Raw genomic sequence first — 23,699 nt, forward strand, 5'->3', positions numbered from 1 at the left:
TGTCTACGGTTCCGGGCGGACCTCCGCCTGACGCGCCGGCTTCCGCGGCTGCGTCGCCGCATGAGGCCGGATCGATGTCGGGCCCGGAGGGCGGTTCCACTTTTGGCGCGGCAGATCTGCCCGAACAACGTGGACTCGCGCCCCCGCCCGGCCACTGTCCGATACCCGACCGCAGGCAAACGCCTTCAACCGAACCTGCATTCGATCCTGGATCTTCCCCCGACTGACCAGGCCGCTCCTGCCCTTTTGGCAGGCACGACCAACTGCGCCACCAGCGCAGGACACGTCTAGTCAGGAGAAGACCATGCAGGACAATAACCGACTGATAGGTAATTGGCCCGACCCCATGAGTAAAGGAGGCATATAGGTATAAGCGAACATCGCGACAGGCGCTCAGCGCCCAAGGGAACAACGACGCCGGCCGTACAGTCAGTCTGACTGCACGGCCGGCGTCGTGATATTGAAAAGTAGCCTGGGTCCCTTTAGAACAGGCCGCCTACCACAGCCTGGGTGAGCTGGTGGAAGATGTCGGTGCGGGCGGGGATGTCGCTCTCGTCCTGGCCCTTGGTGTAGACCACGAAGGCATAGCTCTTGGTCCCGTTGGTGAGGATGCTGGCATCGTGGAGTTCGTCGTCGAGCAGTCCGTATTTGTGGAAAACGGTGATTCCGGCCGGCACTGCGGCGGGGATCAGTGATTCGTAGTTGGTGTTCTGCATATAGGACAACAACTGCGCCGTGTCCTGCTGGTTCAGGAGCTTCCCGTCGTAGAGACCAGCCATGATACTGGCCATCTCGGCGGGGGTCAGGGTGTTGTTCTCCGGGTCGTAGTTGATCCCGATTGACGTGGCGTAGGCCTGCAACTGCGGGTGACCGATGGTGTCCATGATCAACGACCATGAGTCGTTATCGCTGTCCTGGATCATTTCCTTGATTTGGAAGCCCGAGGTGTAGTCCCCCAAAGGATCGTCGAGCGACGCTGCGCCTGTTTCGACGAGGTGGTAGTAGGCAATCGCTGACAGCACCTTGGCTGTGCTTGCTGCCTCGAACGGATCCTGGACCCCGTATTGGTGCGTCGAACCATCGGACAGATCAATCAGGGCCACGCCGATCTGGTACCCATTGTTGGCGTCGATGATCGCATTGATTTGCCCATCAAGCGCGGGCGTCACAGTTCCTGCCGCCGTCGGGGCCGGTGCTGCGGCCGCCGTCGGGGCCGGCGCAGCGGCTACCGGGGCAGGAGCCGAAGCCGCCGCCGTAGGGCTAGCCGCCGTCGTCGTCGGGGCAGCCGCGGCCAGGTCACCCGGGGGTGCCGTCGGGGCCGAAACGAAATCGGAAGCGGGGCGGGCGTGCGCAGCTGAGTAGACCGTGGCCGTCAGGGTCAGAGCCAGAATGGCGGCGCATGCTGTCAGCAAGGCCGATCGACGCCGGCGAGGGCTCCACTGGTTCCACCGGCTTCTCTTTCGTCCGGACCTTTGGCCGGGACGACGGGGCTCTTGCTCTTCCATAATGATGCAACCGTAGCTACTGCAGCTATGTGGGAGCTATGAAAACCCTGTCCGTCAGCCGCGTGTCACCTGGGTGAATATCAAGCGTCGCGGATTGGTGAGCCCAATACAGTGAACCGCGTGCCACCCATCTCTCCGGACAGCAGCGGCATTGCCTCGGCTATCGCGGCCCGGACACTGTCCAACTCCAGCGACCCTCGGTGCGCTTCTGCCGATTCCCACAGTTCGCAGACAAACACCGTGTCCGGCGCTTCGTCATTGATGCCCACCTCGTAGAGAAGGCAACCCGCGCCCCGGAGTTCGGGTTTCGGTGTCAGCAGGATGGACACGACGGCGTCGCGCTGGCCGGGTTTCGTGCCGAGACTTCCCACGTTTGCAAAGGTCATGCGCCTATTGTGCTTCATTCCGCCGACGTTATTGAGGAATCGCGTATCGGCGGACAAAGTTGCCGAGGATCTTCATCGGTTCGGTCGCCGTGACCTTCCGGGCGTCCGCCATCAGCTGTTCAGCAGCCTCGGGCGGGAAATATCCGGCGTGGCGATAGGTGTCGATCCGGGTGACGAGCCCCTCGGCGTCCAGCTCCGGATGGAATTGCGTGGCGTAAAGATTGCTCTTGATGCGGAACATCTGCACCGGGCAGGCTGCCGAACCGGCCAGCAACACCGCGTGTCCCGGCAGGACCGTGCAGGCTTCCTTATGGCCCGTAAAGGCGACAAAGCGCTCGGACATGCCTTGGAGGAGGGGGTCCTGGAGGCCCTCCGCCGTGAGCTTGATGGTTACCCCTCCGAGCCCTTCACCGTAGGTGCGGTCAATCACCGCGCCCTGGTGAAGGCCCAGGGTTCCGACCCCATAGCAGGCCCCCAGAAAGGGAAAGTCGGAGGCCACAATCGTGTCCAGCAGGTGAGCGAGTTCCTTCTCCACCCGTTTCTGGACCGGACTCTTGTGTTCCGGAGGGTCGCTCGAAGTGAACGGACTGCCGCCCACGATCACGCCGGAGTAGTCGGAGAGCTCAAGCGGGGGAAGTGGCGCCGCTTCCATCCGGATGCGTTGCAGCTGCTTGGGAGCGAGCCCTCCAAAACGGAGATACGCCTGGTACTCTTCCTCGGCGGCGGCGTCTTCGGCACGAGATGCGAGCAGGAGAAACGGCTTCACAGGCTAAGTGTGCACGCGGTGGCCCTGGCGCGCCAGCGTCCGGCTGAAACATCCCTTTGGAGGCGGTGAGCCGCCGTTCACGTGGAAGAAATGTCCGGCATTCCGGCCGGATGGGAGGATTTCACCTCCTTCGGCCTTGGATTCCGCGGAATCACCGGCATCCCGCACGTCCGCTCCGGGTGACCCGGCGTCCCTGCGGAGACGGAGTTAACATTCCCGAAACACGCCTGTCATGCGTTCTTCACGCCTAGACAAGTTATGTAACGCGCCCGCAATTTTTCCTCGCATTGCTTGAAACACGGAACCGGAAATATTGGGCAGGGGAAGAACGGGACCACGCTGCAACGGTCCTCCTACGGCATTCCGATCAGAAGGGAAGCGCACGTGAATATCACTGCGGAAAACGTTTGGGTGATGGTGTCGGCGGCACTTGCACTGCTCATGACTCCGGCACTCGGCCTCTTCTACAGTGGCATGACCCGGGCCAAGGCCTCCCTCAACATGATCATGATGAGCTTCATCTCCGCGGGCATCGTAGGCGCCGTCTGGATCCTGTGGGGCTACTCAATGATCAGCGGCGAGAGTGTCCTGGGCATTTTCGGCAATCCGTTCAGCAGCTTCGGCTCGGCAGACCTGGTCGGTTCCACCGATCTCATCAAGCTTGGTTTCAGCGCCACTTTCGCCATCGTCACCGTGGCCCTGATCAGCGGCGCTATCGCCGATCGTGCCAAATTCACCTCCTGGGTCGTTTTCGTCCCGATCTGGATCACCCTGGTCTACTGCCCTTTGGCCTTCATGGTCTGGGGCGGCGGCCTCCTGAGCCCCGGCGGAGCCATCAGTTCGGTCTTCGGTCAGGTGATCGACTTCGCCGGCGGCACAGTGGTGGAGATCAGCTCCGGAGCTGCCGCGTTTGTCCTGGCCCTGATCCTGGGCAAGCGCCACGGCTTTGGAAAAGATCCGAACCACCGCCCGCACAACCTCCCCTTCATCATGCTTGGCGCCGGCTTCCTCTGGTTCGGCTGGTTCGGTTTCAATGCCGGTGCGGCCACGACGTCGGCGCAGGCCGGCTTGATCTGGGTCAACACCCTGGTTGCCCCGGCCGGGGCCATGCTCAGCTGGTTGCTCACCGAGAAAATCGGGCATGGCCACCCCACATCTTTGGGTGCGGCTTCCGGCGTCGTTGCCGGCCTTGTGGCCATTACTCCGGCTTGTGCCAACGTGGCTCCTGCTGCGGCCCTCGGCCTGGGTTTGCTGGCAGGCGCCGCCTGCGCCGTGTTTGTCGACTTGAAACACAAGTTCGGCTTCGATGACTCCCTCGACGTCGTAGGCGTCCACCTTGGGGGCGGCCTTGTGGGCACGCTCGCGCTCGGATTCATCGCCTTGCCGGTGAACGGCAAGGGTGGAGGACTGTTCTACGGCGGCGGACTCCAGCAGCTCGTGGCGCAGATCGTCGCCATCCTTGTCACCCTCGCGGTGTCCGGAATCATGACGGCAATCATCGGCCTTGTCATCCACAAGACCATAGGATTCCGCGTCAGCCACGAGGCGGAGCTCGCCGGAGTGGACCTGTCCGAGCATGCCGAGACCGCCTACGAGTTCGGCGGCATGGCCCGGAGCCACTTCAACGCGCTCCCGCACGTCAACATCCCGGTGGCCGCTGCCGCCGCTTCGTCCTCCGCCGCCGTTCCCGCCGTCGAGCTCCAGCGCGAAAAGCAAGCCGACCCCGCTTAGCTGGGGCGGCCGTTTCCGCAGCCGCGAGGGACGCGTACGCTCAGTTTGTGGACATCGTCGATTTCCTCTCGGACCGTCTGAGTGAGGACGAAGCTGCGGCGCGGAAACTCCTCGGCGACCGTTCCGTCTCCGAGGCGGGCAAATGGTACGAGCGACGTCTTCTCCTGGAATGCGAATCAAAGAGAAGGCTGCTCGGCATCGTGGAATCCGCTCGGCAGGCGGCCCTGGCCACGATGGTTCGCGGCACGCTTGGTGATACGCCGCAGTGGATTCCGGAATCGATCGAATGGACCACGAAATCGTTGAATGCCCTTGCGCTTCCCTATTCCGACCATCCGGACTTCGAGCCGGAATGGCTGGCGGGGACGTAGCTGGCGGGCCTACCGCTCCTCCGCGAGCCGAGACACTCGACTTGCCACAACGCGCTGCCGCCGCCAACGCATTGGCCCTGTCAGCTTCCGGGAAGGTCAAATTGGGGGACCTACGGTTCACACCCCGCTTCATCAGTTCAGTTCACTGATGATTTCACTGACGGTTCCCTGTGAGTCGGGCCAACGTGTCTGACGGCTAGCCAAATTCACACATGACAGAGGGCGGTCACCGGCATCGGTGGCCGCCCTCTGCAGTTTCATTTGCAGGGCGTTCCTGTCAGTGCATCGTCCCGAAATTGGTGTTGTACCGGTACATGAACGCGGCCATCGCATCCCGGTTGACGGCGAGATACGGACGGTAGGTTTTGCTTCCGTCGGACTCGGTCCATCCCGTACTGATGCCGCTGTTTGCGAGCCAGGTGATCTGCTTGTAGAACGGATTGTCAGTGGCGACGTCAGTGAATGGCGACGTCGCCGGTGCCGTGAAGGCCGGGCTACCCGCGAGGCGGTACATGAAAGCGGCCATGGCGTCGCGGTTGACCGAAAGATACGGACGGTAGGTTTTGCTTCCGTCGGACTCGGTCCATCCCGTACTGATGCCGTTGATCGCAAGCCAGGTGATCTGCTTGTAGAACGGATTGTTCGTGGCGACGTCAGTGAATGGCGACGTCGCCGGCGGGGTGAACGCCGGGCTGCCCATCAGGCGGTACATGAAGGCAGCCATTGCGTCCCGAGCTACCGCCGTCAGGGGGTTGAAGTTCCTCGACCCGTCGGACGCGGTCCACCCGGTGGAGATGCCACGGGAACCAAGCCAGTTGATTTCGGACGTGAACGGGTCCCCGGAAATGTCCGAGAAGATGGGGCCCGGGTTCGTGGCGAAGTCGGTCAGCTGGGTGAGGGTGCCGTTGAAGACGTCCTGGTCGCCGGGAAAAACGCCTGTATCGGAGTTCTGCCACAAGGTGTAGTCCGGCCAGCCGGCCGGCAGCGGTCCGGCGTCAGTCGAGAAATAGGAAATATGCAGCGGGTGGTTTCCGAAACCCGCCGCATTGCCGGTGCACGTTGTCCACCAGTCAGTGGTGGTGTAAATGGCAGGCAGGCGCCCGGTCTTGGACAGGATGGTCGTGGCGAAATCGGAGATCCAATTCACCATGTCCCCTTGGCTCAATCCGTAGCAAGTACTTCCATACGGGTTGTATTCGATGTCCAAGAGGGCAGGAAGGGTCTTCCCGTCCGGGGTCCAGGCTGCGCCGCTCTGCAGAAAGTAGTTGGCCTGGTCCGCTCCTGAGGACGCGTCGGGAAGCGCGAAGTGGTAGGCGCCGTGCAAGAGTCCGGCGTTTGCGGATCCGGCATATTGGCTGGCGAAGTACGGGTTGGCGTAACCGGTGCCCTCGCTGGCCTTGACGTAGGCGAACTTGGCGCCATTTGCGGCCGCGGTGGGCCAGTCCACATTGCCTTGGTGGCTGCTGACATCCATCCCCGGCACCCCGGACGCCACCGAAGCGGGCGCTACGGCCTGGGCAGACATCCGCATTGGCGCAGCGGTCTCATGACTGCGGACCGTTGAACCCATCGCATGGTCATTCGAGGTACTTGACGTCGCGGACGGAGAGGGTGACGGTGAAGTCGTCGTGGGTGCCGCGGAAGCCGCGCCGGCGCCGGGGGCGGCGAGGACGATGCCCGCTATGAGCAGGGCCACGTACCCGGCGATGCCTTTCCGGATACGGGGTCGAACAAGTTTCGGCCGCCTGGGAGCGCGCAGGATCGACGCGTTCATATGAATTTCCTTCCGTTTTGGCAACGGAAGAGACCCGCGCCTGCAAACAACGCCCGCAGGAGCGGACGTCACGGACATTACCAGCTCTAGTCAAGACGGATGACAAACAGGCGGCATCAAACCCGGCCGCGAAAAGAGCGGGGGCACTTCCCCTGTCAAAGAATTAATCCAGAATCTATTCTATTGATGAACCGGTACACATACGGTCCATCAGGCCGCCGGCACGTCCCGGGAAGCCCATCCCGCTCCGGGGGCCGTCTCTCTGAGGAGGCGTCCATGTCCACTCCCGATGTGCCGACCCGGGGGCCCGCAAGGCCCGGTCCCTATATTGCGGCCGGAATCCTGCTGGCCGTCGCCATTCTGGTTCCGCTGTTCGTCCCCGCGTACTCGATTGATCAACCGCGGCTCGCCGGCATGCCGTTCTTCTACTGGTACCAAATGCTCTGGGTCCCTATCACCGCGGGCATGGTGGGCATCTCCTATCGCTTGGTCACCAAGGAGGACCGTCGGCGCCGAGAAGCAGTGCGGGGCGGACGAGGCGCACGCACCGAGGAGCAGGAACAATGAGCGCGCTCACTGTCCCGCTGGCGACCACAGCGGACCGGCCCGTCAACGGCGTCGCGCTCACCGTCGTCGTCGTCCTCTTCATCCTCGTGGCGGTGCTGGGCTTCTTCGCCGCGCGCTGGCGCGCGGGCAAGGAGACGGGCCTGCACAGCCTCGATGAGTGGGGCCTTGGCGGCCGCGGGTTCGGAACGTGGGTCACGTGGTTCCTCCTTGGCGGGGACCTCTACACGGCCTACACGTTTGTGGCAGTCCCGGCGGCAATGTGGGCCACCGGCGCCGTGAGCGGCTTCTTCGCCGTGCCGTACACGATCGTGCTCTACCCGATCGTGTTCCTTTTGATGAGCCGTTTATGGTCGGTCTCGCACCGGCATGGGTTCGTCACACCGGCTGACTTCGTGGGCGGGCGCTATGGCAGCAGGGCGTTGACGGTTGCGGTGGCCCTCACGGGGATTGTCGCGACCATGCCCTACATCGCGTTGCAATTGGTTGGCATCAAGGCGGTGCTCACCGTGCTGGGCCTCGGCAGCGCGCAGAATGTGCTGCTGACCGACTTGCCCCTCATCATCGCCTTCGTGGTCCTGGCCGCCTACACCTACACCTCGGGCCTGCGGGCGCCGGCGCTTATCGCCGTTGTGAAGGATCTGCTGATCTACCTCGCGGTCATCGTTGCCGTGATCTACCTGCCAATCAAGTTCGGGGGCTGGGACAACATCTTCGGTGCAGCCCAGACGAAACTCGACGCCGTCAGCCCGGCCACAGGCAAGCCGGCGGGTGTCTTCATCCCGGGTGCCGCCAGCTATTCCGCGTACTGGACGCTGGCCCTTGGCTCGGCCATGGCGCTGTTCATGTACCCGCACTCGGTCACCGGAGTCCTGGCGACCAAGAGCAGGAACACGATCCGCAAGAACGCGGCGGTCCTTCCGCTGTATTCGCTGCTGCTGGGATTCCTTGCCCTCCTGGGGTACGCGGCCATTTCCGCGGGCACCAAGCCGATTGACCTGAACGGTGCCGTCAATCCGCAACTGGTGGTTCCGCAACTGTTCCTGGACAACTTCCCGGCATGGTTTGCCGGTATTGCCCTGGCGGCCATCGCCATCGGCGCGTTGGTCCCGGCCGCCATCATGTCGATCGCTGCCGCCAACCTGTTCACCCGCAATATCTACCGGGACTTGATACGGCCCGACGCCGACCCGCGGCAAGAAGCGAAGGTCTCCAAGATCGCCTCGCTCGTGGTGAAGTTCGGGGCGCTGATCTTCGTGATCGCGATGGACCAGTCAGCCGCCATCAATATGCAGCTCCTCGGCGGCATCTGGATCCTGCAGACCTTCCCGGCGATCGTGGCAGGGCTCTACACCGGCTGGTTCCACCGCTGGGCCCTCTTCGCGGGCTGGGTGGCCGGGATTGCCTACGGCACCGTCGCGGCGTACAACGTGGTCAACCCCGTGACGAAGGCGAACTTCGGCGGCTCCATCGCTGCCATCCCCGGCACCAACGTGCAGGTCTACATCGCCGTCGTGGCATTCGCGATCAACCTCATTATTGCTGCCGTCCTGTCCCTGGTCTTCCGGGCGATGAAGCTTCCCGACGGCAAGGACATCACCCGGAATTCGGACTACGGAGCTGACGAGGACGACCCCAAAGTTGCCCAACTCCAGCGCGAATACCCGCTGGGCGAAACGGGAGGCCCTGCGTTCTGACTGGATGGCACTACCAATACACGGCCGGGCGGGTTTTGTGCGTGCCTAAGCGGCCGGCACGTCCTGTCCGTGGCGCGCGCGAGACAGGTCCCCGAAATAGTGCGCAGCCATGACGGGCGGGTCTCCGTTCAAAGGCGTTCCTGGCAGGGGCGGGGCTGTTGATCGGTAGTGGTGTCCGGTGGGGGTGCGGATGTCGAGGACGTGCCGTGTTCCGGGGCTTGTTGTTGCTGTCCCGGTTTGTGCTGTCCAGCCGGGGAGTTCTTTGGTGTGGTTGCAGGCTTCGCAGAGTCCTGCCCCGTTGGCCAGGCTGGTGGTGCCGCCGTGGTGCCAGGGGATGATGTGGTCGATGTGTCTGATGGGTGCGTCGCAGTAGGGGGTGCGGCAGGTGTCGTCGCGGGCCTGGATGAAGCGCCGCAGCCCGGGCGGGTACAGCCGGGCACGGGAGTCGACGCCGACCAGTTCGCCGGTTGCGGGGGCGGTGAAGAGGCGCCGGAGCCAGACCTTCAATTCGTGATTGTGGCCGGGTGTGGCGTCGCCCCGGTTCCCGTCGTTGAGCAGTGACCTGGCCCAGCCGGCGGGGACGATGCCGTAGCCGGGGAGCCGGGCTGGTTCTGCGTCGCTTTGGAAGAGGGTGCGGTCGGTCATGACGAGCTGGATCTCCACGCCGCTGATTCCTGCGGGGGTGCCGGTGGTGCGTTCGACCAGGGTGTCGGCCATGATCTGTCCCCGGGTGCGGGTGTCCTCTCCGGCGTTGCGGAGGGTGTCGGCGTGCCGGGACAGGGCAGCGTGCACGGCCACTCCTTGGGCGACGGGAAGCAGCGCGGTCAGGTAGGTCATGGTGTCCGGTGCCGGGCGGAGGCTGACGTGCCGTTCGGTGGCGGCGTGGCTGGCGCGTTGGGTGACGGTGCGGGGGTCCCGCCGGTAGGCCGCGGCCCGGGCGGCGGCGAGGATGGCTTTGTCTCCGGCGCCGTCGAAGGTGCCGGTGTCGGCGGCGAGTTCCTCGTCCACGGCGCAGCGGTCTTCGGCGGACAGGCAGGCTGTTTCCTTCACGAGCAGGGTGGCGCGCCATTCGTTCAACTGCCCGGTGTCGAGGGCGGCGAGGGTGCGCGGCATTTCGGTGACCAGCGCGTTCGCGAGTCCGAGGAGCCGGGATCCTTTGGCGGGGGATTCCCGCCGGGCCAAAGCCACCTGGGCTGCGACGCCGCGTCCGCGTTCGTCGGCCGGGACACCGGCCGCGGCGTCGGCGCTGCGCTGGACGGCATCGAACGCCACCGCGATCCTCGCCTGCGCGGCCGCTGCCGCGGACTTCAAGTCTTCCAGGGCACGCAACTGGTTGATCAATTCGGCGCGGTCGGAACCTGGCCGAAGCGAAGCAACGGCGCCGGTCAGCTCGTGCACCCGGGCGCCCGGCACGGCAGCCTCCGGACCCGCGCCGCCCGAAGGCGCACCCGATCCGATCAGCTGCGTTCCCCGAATACCGACCATAACCAAAGCATTTCAGGGACCTCCGACATTTTTAGGCCGAAAAGACCCGTCCAAGCGAAAGAACCGAAAAAATTTTGAAAATTTTTGGGAAGGGCAAAGGAAGTGCCACCGAAGGAACCCAGATAGCCCGGCCATCGCTTGCGTCACTGATAGGCGTAGGCTATCGATCGTGTCGGAAGCCCAGCCAGAGGAGCCGCACTGTGGACACGCGAAAACTGAAGTACTTCCTCGCCGTCGTCGACCACGACGGGTTCAACCGCGCTGCCGAGCATCTGCTCATCGCCCAACCTTCGCTTTCCCAGACGGTCGCCAGCCTCGAGAAGGAGCTCGGCGTTCCGCTCTTCCACCGCATCGGCCGCAGGGCAGTCCTTAGCGAAGCCGGCAAAGAGCTGGTCGGCCCGGCCAGACTCGTCATGCGGGATCTCGACGCCGCGCAATCAGCGGTCCAGTCACTCCAGGGGATCAGGAGCGGTCGACTCGACATCATCACCATGCCGTCCCCCGGCATCGAGCCGCTGACGTCCATGATCGCCGCCTTCACCGAGGTTTACCCCGCAGTCCGGCTCAACGTCAGTGCCGCGTTCACTCCCGAAGAAGTTATCGAGTCAGTCCGGAATGGCAGCTCCGAGATCGGCCTGGCCGGCTCGCCTACGCCGATCCTGGTTCCAGGCGTCGAGGTCATCGAACTCGAAAAGCAACCGCTCATCCTGATCGTCAATCCGCAGGCCGACTCCTTCGGCGCCGAGCAAACGGCCATCCAACGCGAGGATCTCGGGGGCCAGCGCATCATTGCGAGCCAACGAGGCTCCCTTATGCGTTGGCTCGTGGATGACGCCCTGGCGCACGGCGTCGAGGTGGAGATCGTCGTCGAAGTTGCCCACCGGACCTCCATCTTGCCCCTGGTCCTGGAGGGCGTCGGGCACGCGGTGATGCCGTCGTCGTGGGCTCCCACCGCGCACAAGGCCGGGCTGCGCACAATGCTCGTCGAACCGGTGACCCATCTGGATGTCGCGGTGCTCAGCCGCAAGGACAACCTCACTCCGGCGGCCAAAGCGTTCTTGAAGGTCGCCGCGGAGCACACCGCGCGCACCAATAACTAGAAACCAATAGGCATTACCTATCAGTTGTATCGAAACTAAGTCTTGGACGCCACCTACCCGCCGCCCGTCTACTTGAAGAGGAAAGCAGTGCGACTCTGCTAACAAACTCAACGAGGAGGTAGGCATGAGCGCCACCCAGAAATTCAGCATCGCATCGATCCCCGCAGACGGTGTGGGCAAAGAAGTTGTCTCCGCGGGACGCCGCGTCCTGGACGCCCTGGCCGCGAACTCCGCCGGTAAGTTCGCCTTTGAATGGACCGAGTTCCCGTGGGGCTGCGGCTACTACGAGAAGACCGGCCAGATGATGGACCCCAGGGGCCTGGACGCCCTCAAGGACTTCGACGCCATCTACTTCGGAGCCGTCGGCTGGGAGAACGTCCCGGACCACATCAGCCTCTGGGGCCTGCGCCTGAACATCACGCAGAACTTCGACCAGTGGGCCAACATCCGCCCGGTCAAGTTCCTCCCCGGCATCCAGTCCCCGCTCCGCAAAGCTGACAACACCGAGCTCGACTGGATCGTTGTCCGCGAAAACAGCGAAGGCGAGTACGCCGGCCTCGGCGGACGCAACCTGAGCGGGCGCGGCCCGGGGAACGAAGTAGCGCTGCAAACCGCATTGTTTACTGAGAAAGGCTGCGAGCGCATCATGCGCTTCGCCTTCGAGCTCGCCCGGACCCGCACGGTCAAGAAAGTCTCGTCGGTCACCAAGTCCAACGCCCAGCAGTACGGCATGGTCCTCTGGGACGAAACCTTCCAACGCGTCGCCCTCGACTACCCGGACGTGCGGACCGAGAGCGTCCTGGTCGACGCCATGAGCGCCAAGTTCATCCTCCACCCCGAGGAACTGTCAGTGGTGGTCGCGTCCAACCTGAACGCCGACATCCTCTCCGATCTCGGCTCCGCCCTCGCCGGCAGCCTCGGCCTCGCCGCGAGCGCAAACCTGAACCCTGAGCGGCGCTTCCCGTCGATGTTTGAGCCCGTCCACGGTTCCGCGCCGGACATCGCGGGCAAGGGCATCAGCAACCCGATCGGGGCCATCGCCAGCGCCGCCCTGATGCTGGACCACTTCGGACTGCACGAGGAAGCCCGCCTGGTCGAGGCCGCCATCGAGCAGACCACCGCCGCCGGGTTCTTGACTCGCGACGTCGGCGGCGAAGCCACCACGGACGACGTCACCGAAGCCATCATCAAGGCTCTTAGCCACTCGCTGGCCGCCGTCTAAAGCAGCCGCAACTCCGGTGGCGTTCGACGGCGGCTGGCCGGCCGCCGTCGAACGCCGCGGAGGTCCCTCCCCAACACTCGCAAGCTCGCGTCGGGGCCCTCGGGACGCCGCTTACCCTTTCAGCTTTCTCCAGAGATTTTCCACAATGAGGTAGGAAACATGGGACACTCATCAACCGCCGGTCATCCGACCCCGGCCCCCAAAAAACGCTGGTACCGGCAACTGTATTTCTGGGTACTGACCGCCATTCTCATTGGCGTCCTGCTCGGCTGGCTCGCGCCGACCGCAGGCATCGCCATGGAACCGATCGGAACCACGTTCGTCAATGCGATGAGGATGCTCATCGGGCCGATCGTCTTCCTGACCATCGTCGGCGGGATCGCGAGCGTCGCGGACCTGAAGAAGGTCGGGATGACGGGCCTCAAGGCTCTCACGTACTTCCAGATCGGAACGATTTGTGCGTTGGCGTTCGGTTTGGTGGCGATCAATATCTTCCGGCTTGGCGAGGGCGTCAACGCTACTGCGGGCACCATCAAGACCACCGCTGCCGCGGCCCAGCTTATCGATGCCGGCGCGCACCAGGAATGGTGGCAGTTCCTGACCAACATCATCCCCACGAGCATCGTCCAGCCCTTCATTGCGGGCGATATTCTCCAGATCATCTTCATCGCGGTGGTCTTCGGGATCGCGTTGAACGCGATGGGCAAGCTTGGCGCCCCCGTGCTCGACGGCGTGCAGCGGCTCACCGGCGTGATGTTCAAGATCCTGGGCTTCATCATGAAGGCCGCGCCGCTGGGTGCCTTCGGCGCCATGGCCTTCGCGGTCGGCAAGTACGGTGTGTCCTCGCTGACAAGCATGGGCGGGTTGATCGCGCTGTTCTACGTCACCTCGATCCTCTTTGTGGTGGTGGTCCTTGGCTCCGTCATGGCGTTCCTGAAACTGAACATCTTCACGATGATCAGGCATTTCAAAGAGGAATACCTGATCATCCTGGGCACTTCGACCGCCGAACCGGCGCTGCCGGGCCTGATGCGCAAGCTCGAGCATGCGGGGGTCAAGAAGGAGACAGTGGGGCTCGTTGTCCCCACCGGCTACAGCTTCAACCTCGACGGCGCAGCGATCTACCTTTCCCTGGCCGCCGTGTATATCGCCCAGGCCACCAACACGCACTTGAGCATCGGCCAGCAATTGGGCCTCATCGCCGTCATGCTGCTTACGTCCAAGGGGGCTGCCGGTGTTGCTGGCGGCGGATTCATCGCTCTCACTGCAACGTTGGCCACCATCGGCACCATCCCGGCCGCGGGCATCATGCTCATCTTCGGCATCGACAAGTTCATGTCCGAATGCCGCGCCCTCGTGAACTTCACGGGCAACGCCGTCGCCACGTTGTTCATCGCCTGGTGGGACCGCACCCTCGACGCCGACCGCGTCCGCAGTGTCTTCGCGGGCGAAGCTGTGGAGCCGATTCAGGTGGCCGATCTTCCGGCGCCCGCTGCCGCCGTCGAGCCCTTTCAGCCCGCCGATCGCCACCCCGCCTATTCGGAATCCATCTGACATGAGTAACGCAACCGCCCCGAAAACCGTCCTCATCGCGCCCGACAAGTTCAAAGGCAGCCTCACGGCCGGCGAGGTGGCAGACGCCCTGGCGACAGGGCTGCGTTCCGTCGGAGCAGTTCGCTGTGAGCTGCTGCCGCTGGCGGACGGAGGTGACGGCAGCGTTGATGCCGCCGTCACCTCCGGGTTCGCCCGCCACGGCTGCACGGTGAGCGGCCCCACTGGCCAGCCCGCACAAGCGAGCATCGCGTTCGACGGCGCCACTGCTGTTGTGGAGGTAGCGAACACTTGCGGTTTGGGGCTCTTGCCGGACGGACGGCTTTTGCCGCTGGATGCGTCGAGTCGCGGGTTCGGCGAGGCTGTTCTCTTTGCCCTTTCGTTGAGGCCGGCTCGGATCGTGCTGGCGCTCGGAGGCAGCGCGAGCACCGACGGAGGAATGGGCATGCTCACCGCCCTGGGCTTCCGCTTCCTGGATGCCTCCGGCCGTTCTTTGGACGGCAACGGGCGGAACCTTGGCCTTGTTCATTCCGTTCTCGGGACGTTGCTTTCCGGGCTAGCCGAGACGGAACTGATTGTTGCGAGCGACGTGCACAACCCGCTGTGCGGGCCGGACGGAGCTCCTGCGGTGTTCGGTCCGCAGAAGGGCGCATCGCTTGCGGATGTTGCAGCGCTCGACGCCGGCCTGATGCATTTTGTCTCTGTGCTCGCCTCCGTTGGCTTTGAGGATGCAGCTTCCGTTGCCGAGCATCCGGGCGCTGGAAGCGCCGGTGGGATCGGCTTCGCGTGCATGCTGCTGGGTGCTTCCCAGGTCTCCGGGGCGGACTACTTCCTCGACCTCCTGGACTTCGACACCCGCAAGGACAGCTGCGATCTGGTGGTGACCGGCGAGGGCAGCATCGACGAGCAGACCCTCGCCGGAAAGCTGCCGGCCGCCGTCGCGCGCCGCTCGGGTACGCGGCCGATCATCGCCGTCGCCGGCCGTTCGTTGCTGCGGCAGGAGCGGTGGTCCGAGATGTCGCTTTCCCACGTCTACACCCTGGCGGGCTACACGGATCTGGACTCGTCGAAGGACCCTGTGTTGTCGGCGGACCTGTTGCGGCGGATCGGGCGGGAAATTGGGGAGGGGCTCGGTCGCTTAGGTGGCTTGTAAACAGACACGCCCGACTTCCGCGATCTCTTGCTACCGCGGGTCTACGGTTGGCTCAATGTCGGATTGGTCAAGGGGGACACATGGAATTCGCAGAACGGCTATCGGCGCTTGCAGCAAAGGTGCGTCAGCAGCGCGAGGCTATTCAGACCGAGGAAGCAACGAAGAACGCATTCGTCATGCCGTTCATCTCAACGATCCTCGGCTACGACGTTTTCAACCCTCTTGAGGTCGTACCGGAGTTCACAGCGGATGTGGGAATCAAGAAAGGCGAGAAGATCGACTACGCCATCGTGAAGGATGGCGAGATACAGATCCTCATCGAGTGCAAGAAGTCCATTGGACCGGTAAGGATCGAACACGCTTCCCAACTATTCCGCTACTTTGCAGTCACAAATGCGCGGATTGCCATACTCACCAATGGCGAGGTGTATCAGTTCTTCACTGATCTCGATGCTCCGAACCGTATGGACGAAAAGCCGTTCTTGGTGCTGGATCTCAATGACATCGATGATTCGCTCCTGCCGGAACTCCAGAAACTCTCAAAAGATGTCTTCGATCTTGACTCGATCATCAACGCAGCTGGCGAACTGAAATACATCGGCGAGCTAAAACGGACACTGGCCGCCCAGTTCCGCGAGCCTGAAGACGAGTGGGTCAAGTTCTTGACCACACGTGTGTACACCGGCCCATATACGCAACGTGTGCGCGAGCAGTTCACTTCGCTAGTCAAAAAGGCATCGAAGCAGTTTCTCAACGACCAGGCCAATGAACGTCTTAAGAAAGCCCTCGGCTCTCAGACCTTTACGCAGGTCGACGATTCGGCACTTCTTCCGAAGGTGACGAGTGAGCCGGTGGTTGAATCAGACCTCGCCGAGGCCGATGGTATTGAGACCACACTCGAAGAAATCGAGGGCTACCAGATTGTCCGGGCGATCGTTTGCAGCGACGTAAAGCCCTCAAGAGTCTTCCAGCGCGACGCCAAGTCGTACTTCGCGGTACTCCTAGATGACAATAACCGCAGGCCGATAGCACGTCTGCATTTCAACCGAACACAGAAGTACATCGGACTTTTCGACGAACACAAAGAGGAGCGGCGTGTTCCCATCGACTCCCTTGAAGACATCTACGAACACGCTGACGCTCTTCGCGCCAGTGTGAAGGGCTACCTGTAGCACCTGCCAGCTGGGTGGGGGCGCCGACTTGGATGGACACGTTCACAACGAGGATTGCTGTCGCACCCGTATCAGCGGGGACACACTTGGTGCATGGGAACTGTGACGGTGCGCGAGCTAAGGAACCATGGCGACGAAGTGCTTGAGCGGGTCGCTCGTGGCGAAACGTTGATCGTTACCCGCGAAGACCACGAGGTGGCTGAGCTCCAGCCCGTACGCCGACGCGGCCGCCAAACAGAACAACTGATCGCCAGCCGCCGGCACCTGCCGCGCGTGGACATTGAAGCATTCCGGGCAGATCTGGACTAGATCCTGGCTTCGAGTTCGGGACCCCTATGGTCAAGGACATGAACTCCATGCTCGTCTGGTTCAAGACCGGCAAATACGTCGCGGACACCTCGCGCCAAGCCGAAGTATTCGGACCGCCCCCGACGGCGGAAGACGCGGTCGGGGGCGGTTTGCTCGGAGTCTGGGGCGCTGGGGGAGCTACAGGTCCCTCAGCGAGGAATCCGCATCGAGCCGAGCGAGTCTTGCGACGTGCCCAACGGCCCCAAGGCACAAGAACATAGGAACACAGAAGAGTGCCCCGAGCACGAGCAACCAGTTGGGCATGGCCCACGCAGCCACCGGCAGGAGGTCGAGCTGCAGTCCGCTGAAGACCGCCGTTCCTATGACGGAGCAAAGAGTTCCCAGGAGCGCTCCCACAACGCTAATGATCAGACCCACTGCGGCCAACTCGACCATGTAAACCCCCGCTATCGAGGCCCCCGACCAGCCGATGGCTTTGAGGAGACCCACTTCGCGAGCTCTCTGCTTGATCCAACTGCCACCAACAGACATTCCGACCCCGAGGCAGAAGATGATCAAGAACCCACCGATCACCCAGCTGACCAGGGCGAGAAGAGCGAAGAGACCTGAGAGGGACCGGATTTGGCCCGCAACGCTGTTCACTGAATATCCGAGCGCTCGGACTTGGTTCTGTACATTGACCACCTCGTCTGCTGAGTCAACGCGAACATATGCGCGGGGGTAGGTCAGCGCTTTTGTATTCGGCCGGGCATTGGCGAGCGTTGACTGGAGCACCTTACTGGATACGTAAGCAGCCTGTGCGCCATCCGTACCCGGCGACGAGTTGTCATAGATACCTGAGACGCGGAGAGATATGGAAACAGGTTCCCCATTGCCAGGGCCGATTTCCTTCGTGTACACAAAGCTCATTTCCTTGCCGAGCAGCTGGGCGTATCTCTGGCCCTGCCCCTTGTCGGGAAGCAGGATCTGGCCTTCCCCAGGGCCGTCCCCGGAGACGTCTCCCAGCAGTATTTTCGGAGTGATGCCGCTGATGAATGGCGTACCCATGAACGCGCCGGGATTGTTCGGAGACGGCCAGTACGCAGGGTCCTCTATGGCGAGGTCTATTTGTGCCCAACCGGAGGATCGCACTACGTGATCGATTTGGCTGAACCGGGATAATGATTCATCAGTGATCTCACGAGCTGAGTCCGGGCCTACTGAAGTCACCTCCACATAATTCAGGGCGGAATTGGTGCTGATCTTGTTTGAGTATGAGCTTATTCCGGCCCCTACGATGCTGTCGGCGAATATGAATACCGCGATGCCAAGACTCATCAGGACCGCGAGCGGCCTCAATTTCGAGAGGGAAAGCCGCACCGACCTTGCAGCAAAGACCCTATTTCTGTTCAAGGAACAACTCCTTCATAGGAAGCTGACGGTGGGCCACTTGCTGGAAAACTTCGTCGTGGGAAGCAACGAGGATGCCGCACCCGCTGTTGGCCCCCGTTCGCATGGCGTCCAGGATGGCCTCAGTGTTTGTCGCATCGAGACCCGAACTTGGTTCGTCGGCCAGTAGCAATGACGGTTCGTTGATCAGCGCACGGCAAAACGCGACTCTTTGCTGCTGCCCGCCGGAAAGCCTTTTCGCTTGCCGGTCAGCGACCGCCACCAGGCCGAAGCGTTCCAGCTGCTCCGTAATCGTTGCGCGCGTCATGGGCTTGCTGCTGGCAAGGAGGACATTTTCCAACGCCGTAAGTTCGGGCAACAGGTTGCTGCTCTGAAACACCATGCCAATTTCGTTCGAGCGGACCCGACTCGCTTCCCGGGACGAGGCGTCGGTCCTGTTGTCACCGTTGATCCACACTTTGCCGGCATCGGGAGTCGATAGCAGTCCGGAGATGTTCAGGATCGTTGATTTCCCCGAACCCGACTCACCTCGCAGCCAGACGATTTCGCCAGCCTCGACGTTCAGGCTGATTCCAGAAAGGACCAACTGTCGCGTCCCGCGATCATCTAAAAAGGACTTGGCGATGTTCTCAAGACGCAGCACCGCTGTCATTTGTTCTCCCCGAAGTCGTAGGCACCCGGGACCGCGATCATTGCGGCCGAAATTGACAGACTGCATGGTGACGCTTTGTCTGCTTCCATCCGATACAAGGACGGGAATTCTTTGCAGCCCTTCAGAGTCCGGAGTTCCTCGGCCGCTTTGTCGAAGTCGTTTGATCCCAGTCCGGACCGACTTGCGCTCGTCATGGCGGTCAACGCCCGAAAATAATTCAGGCCCTTTTCTTTGGATGAACCAATGAGCTGCGGGAGCGCGGACTGGACGGCCGGAAACATTGATCTCACTTCTTCGCTGTTTGAGAAGTACATGGAGTTGGAGAGCGCCATCAGTGCTCCGGAAAGTAGGTCTTCAACCCCGGGGTCCGCATCGAACGCCTCCAGTCGCGCCAACCTCGCGTTAGGCTCAAGCTGCACCAGAACATCCACCAGCTCGATGTACCCGCTGAGTTTTGCGAAAGTCACGGTGGCCGGAAGCGCCGCCCTACCTTGCTCGATGATCGAACCGTAGTTCCCCCAGGATGGAGACCCAGAGCGCTTTAGCGCCACAAGCGCCTTGAGCTGAGTGATCTGATCGGTTTCGGGCGCTTTCAGCACCCGTTCCAGTTCATCTCGGGTTCGCTCACTCACGACAGCGGGAAAGCCCGTGTCGAGGAGTCTCGCGGCAAGATACGTCCCGTGGACCGATCCTTTGGCGAGAGTCGATGAACGGATAAGTCCCGTCTTCTGGTCGACCCTGGGTGCAATATGATCTTTGACAAGTCGCTTCGCCTCTGTCTGTGCGTTCAGCAATTCCAAGGAACGCAGCATTGAAGCGATCAGCGCGTCATCGTGCACCTGGCTCGAATCCAGAAGCCTAACGATATGGTCCCTAGCACCGTTAGGAACCATCAGGTCATTTCCAAGAGTTGCTCTAGCTTCAAGAGCGGCTTGAAAGTCAAGAGTTGACTCATAGTCGCCAGGGAGCTTGTTGGAATCCACGTTCTTCAACGCTTGTTCCAATTCGAGGGGTCTCTCCTTTTGCAGAGCCGAATAGGAATCGAAGAGACGCCATAGAAGATAGGGCTTGTTCGTGATCGAGTTGAGGTCAATTGCGCCAAGCCGTATGAGCGCTTCTTCCACAAAGGACTTTCCTGCGATCACGGACCAGCCTTGCATCCTACCGATGTCGATCCAAAACCAGAGGGCGGCGATTTCCGCGCCTACATCCTGCTGCCTTGCAGGCATCGCGGTACTGGCCAATCTCTTCTCCAATTCGGCAGGCAAAGCTGCGCCGGCTGCCCTAAGCAGCTTGAGCGCCGACCAGAGCGTCGGCAGGTCGGCTGTGGACTGATCACCCAGTGCGTTGCGGACGGTCCGATTGGCGTCGTCCGCGGCCAGCAGGTGGGAGCCAAAGTTCTCGGTGTACAACGCCGTCGTGTACAGATCTCCACGCTCTTGACCCTCCCCTTCGGGCATCCTTATGAGACCGTTGATTCCCTGGAGCTTCTTCAAGTCATCTTGTATGGCAGACACATCGTTGGCCGGCGCGGAGAGACCGGCACTGCAGGCAGTCAGGCAAAGCATGGCCGCGATTAGCACCGACACCAGCTTGTTTCGTGTGTGCTGCAATTTTTGACGGCATATACCTAGGCTTCTTGTCATTACTGCAGTGCCGATCTCTTCGTTATACGCGAGCGGAAGCAGTGCGCAAATTACCGTAGTAGTAAGCGGTGGCCGCCACATCCGCACCTAGGTAGAAGGCACCCCACCCCATGCAGACTGTGCCGCTCAGATAGGATCCACGAGCACCGTTACTATTGGTCCACTGAAGTGTCGCGGGATTGCTGGTTCCCGATCCCGATACGTTGACACCCTTGATACTGATAGACCCAACTCCCTACTGGTAGAACGATGTCGTATTGCGGATCCAATTGGGTGATACATTCATCACCGCCGACGAGGAAAAGCTCCCACAACCGCCATTTGAAACCGGCTGGATCCACATATTTGCCGTGATCGGCTGCCCGTTGTCGAAATACGCCGTGCCCGATGCGCTAGTGGCCTGCGCTCCCGACGCAGCCCCAATTGCCATAAGAGCCGTCAGTGCTCCTGCCGCCACTGCCTTCCTTGCATTCCTAACCATTTTCATTCGATTCCCCATTCTCAATTACCGGCCGGTCTTGGAATTCCGACCGCGCTTCTGGTCAGACATGAATATCGAACATGTTCTCCACCCTGAGCCGATCGCACGGAACGAGTCCGGGATCGCGGCTCGCGAGTCCTTGACTTCACGAACGGGGGAGCCCGCCCCCTGCCCCGGATCAGGCGCGCCACGAATGTGACCACCGCAAGCCCCGGCGCGAGAACGAACAGCCTTCCCATCGCCGGTGCCTAGAGACGACGCTGCCAGCGACAAAGGCGAGCCACGCACGCAGTGGCCGCGCTGCGGCTAGCTGATGAAAAGATCATTCTCGGAACCCGTTTTGGTCCGGGATCGCAGTCGCACGGGCGGGCGTTGCCGCCAAGACTTCCCGAGCGATCAAGCCGCGACATTCCATGAATCCCCCAATCGATCTGTGGTTCCGATTTGAAATCGAAACTGATACGGGAAGGCTAAGGGCGAAAAAGCCGTCTCAGTGTGAAAAAGCCGAAATTCAGTGCTGGGAGACCGGAATCTCAGTGTGGAATCGGGCAATCTCCGTGTGGCCGGTGGCGCATCTCCGTGTAAATCGAGGGTGAGCACGTAGAGAGGTGACGCCATCGGACAGCGAGGCGAGAGTGGACGCAGCACCCCAGTCGCCTACTCCCAGCCCACCCAAGCCCGTCACTTGGTATCCCAAACCCGCTCCACACGGAAGACCCCCTTGACTCCCACCCCCTCCTTCCCTAAACTTTTCATAAAGCAGAATCTAAATTCCACAAAGCGGAAACTCGACGCGGCGAACTAGCCGAAGAGGACAAGCCAAGCGGAAGATGGATCCCAAGCCCTCCCCCGGAAGGACACCTACGATGACGTACACAGTGAACTGCTCCATCCTCCTGACGGAGCTGCCCCTGCTCGAGCGCCCCGCAGCTGCGAAGGCTGCCGGCTTTGACGCCGTCGAATTCTGGTGGCCCTTTGAGACCTCCGTTCCGTCGGACGCCCAGGTCACCGAGTTCGAGAACGCCATCAAGGACGCTGGCGTTCAGCTCACCGGCCTGAACTTCAACGCCGGCAACATGCCCGGCGGCGACCGCGGCCTGGTGTCCTGGCCCGCCCGCTCCTCCGAGTTCCTGGACAACATCGACGTCGTCGCAGGCATCGGCGAGCGGCTCGGCTGCAAGGCCTTCAACGCCCTCTACGGCAACCGCGCGGACGGCGAATCCCCCGAGAAGCAGGACGCCATCGGTGCCGAGAACCTCGCCAGCGCGGCGGATGGCGTCGCACGCATCGGCGGCACTGTCCTCCTCGAGCCCGTCAGCGGCGCCCCCAAGTACCCGCTCCTCAAGGCCGCCGACGCCCTCAAGGTGATCGCCCGCGTCAAGGAAGAATCCGGCGCCACGAACGTCAAGCTCCTCGCCGACTTCTACCACCTGGCAGTCAACGGGGACGACGTCGCAGCCGTCATCGAAAACCACGCCAAGGACTTCGGCCACATCCAGATCGCCGACAACCCCGGCCGCGGGGCTCCCGGAACCGGGGAGCTTCCCCTCGGCGAATGGATCGCCCGCAGCCGCGAACTCGGCTACGAAGGCTACATCGGCCTCGAATACAAGGAACCGCAGGAAACGGCGTTCAGCTGGGCCATCCGCCAGCGCGCCACCTCCCACTAGCGAACGCGCCAACTGAGTAGCAGTTGTTGTCGTTTAGAGCCCTCAAAACGACATCAACTGCGAGCCAGTTGGGTCCAGCACACCTGAGCTAAAACAAAGACTTCAGTAAGGAAAATCATGAGCAACGTTGCAGTTATCGGACTCGGAATCATGGGCCTTCCCATGGCCATCAACCTGGTCAAGGCCGGCCACACCGTCACCGGGTTCAACCGCAGCCAGGACAAGATCGACAAGCTCGTCTCCGAAGGCGGCAAGGGTGCCACGAGCATCGCCGACGCCGTCAAGGACGCCGACGTCGTCATCACCATGGTGCCGGACTCCCCCGACGTCGAAGGTGTCGTGAGCGGCCCGGACGGTGTCTTCGCCAACGCGAAGAAGGGCACCCTCTGGATCGACGCGAGCAGCATCCGCCCGGACGTCGCAGCCCGCCTTTCGGCAGACGCCGTCGCGGCCGGCATCCGCCCGCTCGACGCCCCCGTTTCCGGTGGCGAACAGGGCGCCATCGACGCAGTCCTGTCCATCATGGTCGGCGGTGACGCAGCCGACTTCGAAGCGGCACAGGATGTCCTCAACGCCGTCGGCAAGACCATCGTCCACGTCGGCCCCTCCGGCTCCGGCCAGACCGTCAAGGCAGCCAACCAGTTGATCGTGGCCGTCAACATCGAGGTCCTCGGCGAGGCCATCGCCTTCCTTGAGGCCTACGGCGTGGACACGGACGCCGCCCTCAGGGTCCTCGGCGGCGGTTTGGCCGGCTCCAAGGTCCTCGACCAGAAGGGCCAGAAGATGCTCGACCGCAACTTCGACCCCGGCTTCCGCCTGGCCCTCCACCACAAGGACCTCGGCATCGTCACCTCCGCAGCCCGCGAAGCCAACGTCGCCATCCCGCTCGGCGCCGTCGTCGCGCAGCTCGTGGCCGCCACTGTCAACCAGGGCGACGGCGGACTCGACCACTCCGGCCTCTTCAAGCAAGTCCTCCAGCTCAGCGGCCGAAAGTAAAGCCACGCGCTCAGGCGCGATAACAAGCAAAACCGGGCAACCGCCGTCGTACTTCACGACGGCGGCTCCCCCACAACAC

19 protein-coding genes and 1 pseudogene are annotated in these 23,699 nt (G+C 62.3%); 12 read left to right on the top strand and 8 right to left on the bottom strand.

Annotated elements, in window-relative coordinates; genetic code table 11:
• Positions 1-482 precede the first annotated feature (482 nt).
• The 3 genes from OIT41_RS17570 to OIT41_RS17580 all read right to left on the bottom strand — a co-directional run bounded on the left by OIT41_RS17570 (position 483) and on the right by OIT41_RS17580 (position 2,657).
• Entirely contained in the window at positions 483-1,412 is a 930-nt protein-coding gene (locus OIT41_RS17570; RefSeq protein ID WP_241710418.1) for a serine hydrolase, read from the bottom strand.
• A gap of 173 nt (positions 1,413-1,585) precedes the next feature.
• Positions 1,586-1,891 carry a putative quinol monooxygenase gene (locus OIT41_RS17575; RefSeq protein ID WP_241710419.1) on the bottom strand — a complete coding sequence of 102 codons (306 nt, stop codon included), beginning with the start codon at positions 1,889-1,891 and terminating at the stop codon, positions 1,586-1,588.
• A gap of 28 nt (positions 1,892-1,919) precedes the next feature.
• Positions 1,920-2,657 (bottom strand): glutamine amidotransferase, encoded by a 738-nt coding sequence (locus tag OIT41_RS17580; RefSeq protein ID WP_241710420.1) that lies wholly within the window; start codon positions 2,655-2,657, stop codon positions 1,920-1,922.
• 384 nt (positions 2,658-3,041) lie between these two features.
• Between OIT41_RS17580 and OIT41_RS17585 the strand changes: the two genes are divergently transcribed.
• Both OIT41_RS17585 and OIT41_RS17590 read left to right on the top strand, forming a co-directional pair.
• Complete coding sequence (locus OIT41_RS17585; RefSeq protein ID WP_264636983.1) at positions 3,042-4,388, top strand: ammonium transporter; 1,347 nt, start codon at positions 3,042-3,044, stop codon at positions 4,386-4,388.
• Positions 4,389-4,435: 47 nt separating this feature from the next.
• Positions 4,436-4,759: a DUF6221 family protein gene (locus tag OIT41_RS17590; protein WP_241710421.1), complete on the top strand. Its 324-nt coding sequence runs from the start codon at positions 4,436-4,438 to the stop codon at positions 4,757-4,759.
• A 277-nt stretch (positions 4,760-5,036) separates the two neighbouring features.
• Here the strand turns inward: OIT41_RS17590 and OIT41_RS17595 are convergent, their stop codons facing one another.
• Complete coding sequence (locus tag OIT41_RS17595) at positions 5,037-6,533, bottom strand: lysozyme (protein WP_241710422.1); 1,497 nt, start codon at positions 6,531-6,533, stop codon at positions 5,037-5,039.
• A 276-nt stretch (positions 6,534-6,809) separates the two neighbouring features.
• Here OIT41_RS17595 and OIT41_RS17600 point away from each other — a divergent pair, with 276 nt between their 5' ends.
• Both OIT41_RS17600 and mctP read left to right on the top strand, forming a co-directional pair.
• Positions 6,810-7,100: a DUF3311 domain-containing protein gene (locus tag OIT41_RS17600; protein ID WP_241710423.1), complete on the top strand. Its 291-nt coding sequence runs from the start codon at positions 6,810-6,812 to the stop codon at positions 7,098-7,100.
• Positions 7,097-8,794, top strand: a complete 1,698-nt coding sequence (gene mctP, locus OIT41_RS17605) for a monocarboxylate uptake permease MctP (RefSeq protein WP_264636984.1) — start codon at positions 7,097-7,099, stop codon at positions 8,792-8,794. The genes OIT41_RS17600 and mctP overlap by 4 nt, the downstream gene beginning before the upstream one ends.
• Positions 8,795-8,839: 45 nt before the next feature.
• On the opposite strand, the gene OIT41_RS17610 is transcribed toward mctP, so the two are convergent.
• On the bottom strand, positions 8,840-10,279 hold the full coding sequence (locus OIT41_RS17610) for an HNH endonuclease (RefSeq protein WP_264636985.1): 1,440 nt from the start codon (positions 10,277-10,279) through the stop codon (positions 8,840-8,842).
• A gap of 200 nt (positions 10,280-10,479) precedes the next feature.
• Between OIT41_RS17610 and OIT41_RS17615 the strand changes: the two genes are divergently transcribed.
• The 6 genes from OIT41_RS17615 (at position 10,480) to OIT41_RS17640 (ending at position 16,786) form a co-directional block, all read left to right on the top strand.
• The gene (locus tag OIT41_RS17615) at positions 10,480-11,379 is read left to right on the top strand and encodes a LysR family transcriptional regulator (protein WP_264636986.1); all 900 of its coding nucleotides are present in this window, start codon (positions 10,480-10,482) and stop codon (positions 11,377-11,379) included.
• Positions 11,380-11,503: 124 nt separating this feature from the next.
• The gene (locus OIT41_RS17620) at positions 11,504-12,601 is read left to right on the top strand and encodes a tartrate dehydrogenase (RefSeq protein WP_264636987.1); all 1,098 of its coding nucleotides are present in this window, start codon (positions 11,504-11,506) and stop codon (positions 12,599-12,601) included.
• 159 nt (positions 12,602-12,760) lie between these two features.
• A complete protein-coding gene (dctA, locus tag OIT41_RS17625) occupies positions 12,761-14,155 on the top strand; it encodes a C4-dicarboxylate transporter DctA (protein ID WP_264636988.1) in 1,395 nt (464 codons plus the stop codon).
• 1 nt (position 14,156) lies between these two features.
• Positions 14,157-15,305, top strand: coding sequence for a glycerate kinase (locus OIT41_RS17630; protein ID WP_264636989.1), 1,149 nt, complete (start codon positions 14,157-14,159; stop codon positions 15,303-15,305).
• An 80-nt stretch (positions 15,306-15,385) separates the two neighbouring features.
• Positions 15,386-16,477, top strand: coding sequence for a type I restriction endonuclease (locus OIT41_RS17635; RefSeq protein WP_264636990.1), 1,092 nt, complete (start codon positions 15,386-15,388; stop codon positions 16,475-16,477).
• Between the two features lie 93 nt (positions 16,478-16,570).
• Positions 16,571-16,786: a type II toxin-antitoxin system Phd/YefM family antitoxin gene (locus tag OIT41_RS17640; RefSeq protein ID WP_264636991.1), complete on the top strand. Its 216-nt coding sequence runs from the start codon at positions 16,571-16,573 to the stop codon at positions 16,784-16,786.
• A 177-nt stretch (positions 16,787-16,963) separates the two neighbouring features.
• On the opposite strand, the gene OIT41_RS17645 is transcribed toward OIT41_RS17640, so the two are convergent.
• From OIT41_RS17645 to OIT41_RS17655, 3 genes and pseudogenes are all read right to left on the bottom strand, one after another.
• Positions 16,964-18,178: an ABC transporter permease gene (locus OIT41_RS17645; RefSeq protein ID WP_264636992.1), complete on the bottom strand. Its 1,215-nt coding sequence runs from the start codon at positions 18,176-18,178 to the stop codon at positions 16,964-16,966.
• 205 nt (positions 18,179-18,383) lie between these two features.
• Positions 18,384-18,893 (bottom strand): annotated as a pseudogene (locus OIT41_RS17650) (ABC transporter ATP-binding protein); the annotation flags it as partial.
• Positions 18,824-20,323 carry a hypothetical protein gene (locus tag OIT41_RS17655; protein ID WP_264636993.1) on the bottom strand — a complete coding sequence of 500 codons (1,500 nt, stop codon included), beginning with the start codon at positions 20,321-20,323 and terminating at the stop codon, positions 18,824-18,826. The pseudogene OIT41_RS17650 and the gene OIT41_RS17655, both read right to left, overlap by 70 nt.
• A gap of 1,497 nt (positions 20,324-21,820) precedes the next feature.
• Between OIT41_RS17655 and OIT41_RS17660 the strand changes: the two genes are divergently transcribed.
• Both OIT41_RS17660 and OIT41_RS17665 read left to right on the top strand, forming a co-directional pair.
• On the top strand, positions 21,821-22,624 hold the full coding sequence (locus OIT41_RS17660) for a hydroxypyruvate isomerase family protein (RefSeq protein WP_264636994.1): 804 nt from the start codon (positions 21,821-21,823) through the stop codon (positions 22,622-22,624).
• A gap of 117 nt (positions 22,625-22,741) precedes the next feature.
• Positions 22,742-23,620, top strand: coding sequence for a 2-hydroxy-3-oxopropionate reductase (locus OIT41_RS17665; protein ID WP_264636995.1), 879 nt, complete (start codon positions 22,742-22,744; stop codon positions 23,618-23,620).
• The last annotated feature ends 79 nt before the right edge of the window (positions 23,621-23,699 follow it).

The sequence above is a fragment of the Arthrobacter sp. YA7-1 genome (assembly GCF_025960325.1).
Taxonomy (GTDB): domain Bacteria; phylum Actinomycetota; class Actinomycetes; order Actinomycetales; family Micrococcaceae; genus Arthrobacter; species Arthrobacter bambusae_A.

Bases quoted from the DNA above. Each gene is read 5' to 3' on its own strand.
- OIT41_RS17620 (WP_264636987.1), top strand. From the start codon at position 11,504: ATGAGCGCCACCCAGAAATTCAGCATCGCATCGATCCCCGCAGACGGT.
- OIT41_RS17635 (WP_264636990.1), top strand. From the start codon at position 15,386: ATGGAATTCGCAGAACGGCTATCGGCGCTTGCAGCAAAGGTGCGTCAG.
- mctP (WP_264636984.1), top strand. From the start codon at position 7,097: ATGAGCGCGCTCACTGTCCCGCTGGCGACCACAGCGGACCGGCCCGTC.
- OIT41_RS17660 (WP_264636994.1), top strand. From the start codon at position 21,821: ATGACGTACACAGTGAACTGCTCCATCCTCCTGACGGAGCTGCCCCTG.
- dctA (WP_264636988.1), top strand. From the start codon at position 12,761: ATGGGACACTCATCAACCGCCGGTCATCCGACCCCGGCCCCCAAAAAA.
- OIT41_RS17600 (WP_241710423.1), top strand. From the start codon at position 6,810: ATGTCCACTCCCGATGTGCCGACCCGGGGGCCCGCAAGGCCCGGTCCC.
- OIT41_RS17630 (WP_264636989.1), top strand. From the start codon at position 14,157: ATGAGTAACGCAACCGCCCCGAAAACCGTCCTCATCGCGCCCGACAAG.
- OIT41_RS17640 (WP_264636991.1), top strand. From the start codon at position 16,571: ATGGGAACTGTGACGGTGCGCGAGCTAAGGAACCATGGCGACGAAGTG.
- OIT41_RS17665 (WP_264636995.1), top strand. From the start codon at position 22,742: ATGAGCAACGTTGCAGTTATCGGACTCGGAATCATGGGCCTTCCCATG.
- OIT41_RS17595 (WP_241710422.1), bottom strand. From the start codon at position 6,533: ATGAACGCGTCGATCCTGCGCGCTCCCAGGCGGCCGAAACTTGTTCGA.
- OIT41_RS17575 (WP_241710419.1), bottom strand. From the start codon at position 1,891: ATGACCTTTGCAAACGTGGGAAGTCTCGGCACGAAACCCGGCCAGCGC.
- OIT41_RS17610 (WP_264636985.1), bottom strand. From the start codon at position 10,279: ATGGTCGGTATTCGGGGAACGCAGCTGATCGGATCGGGTGCGCCTTCG.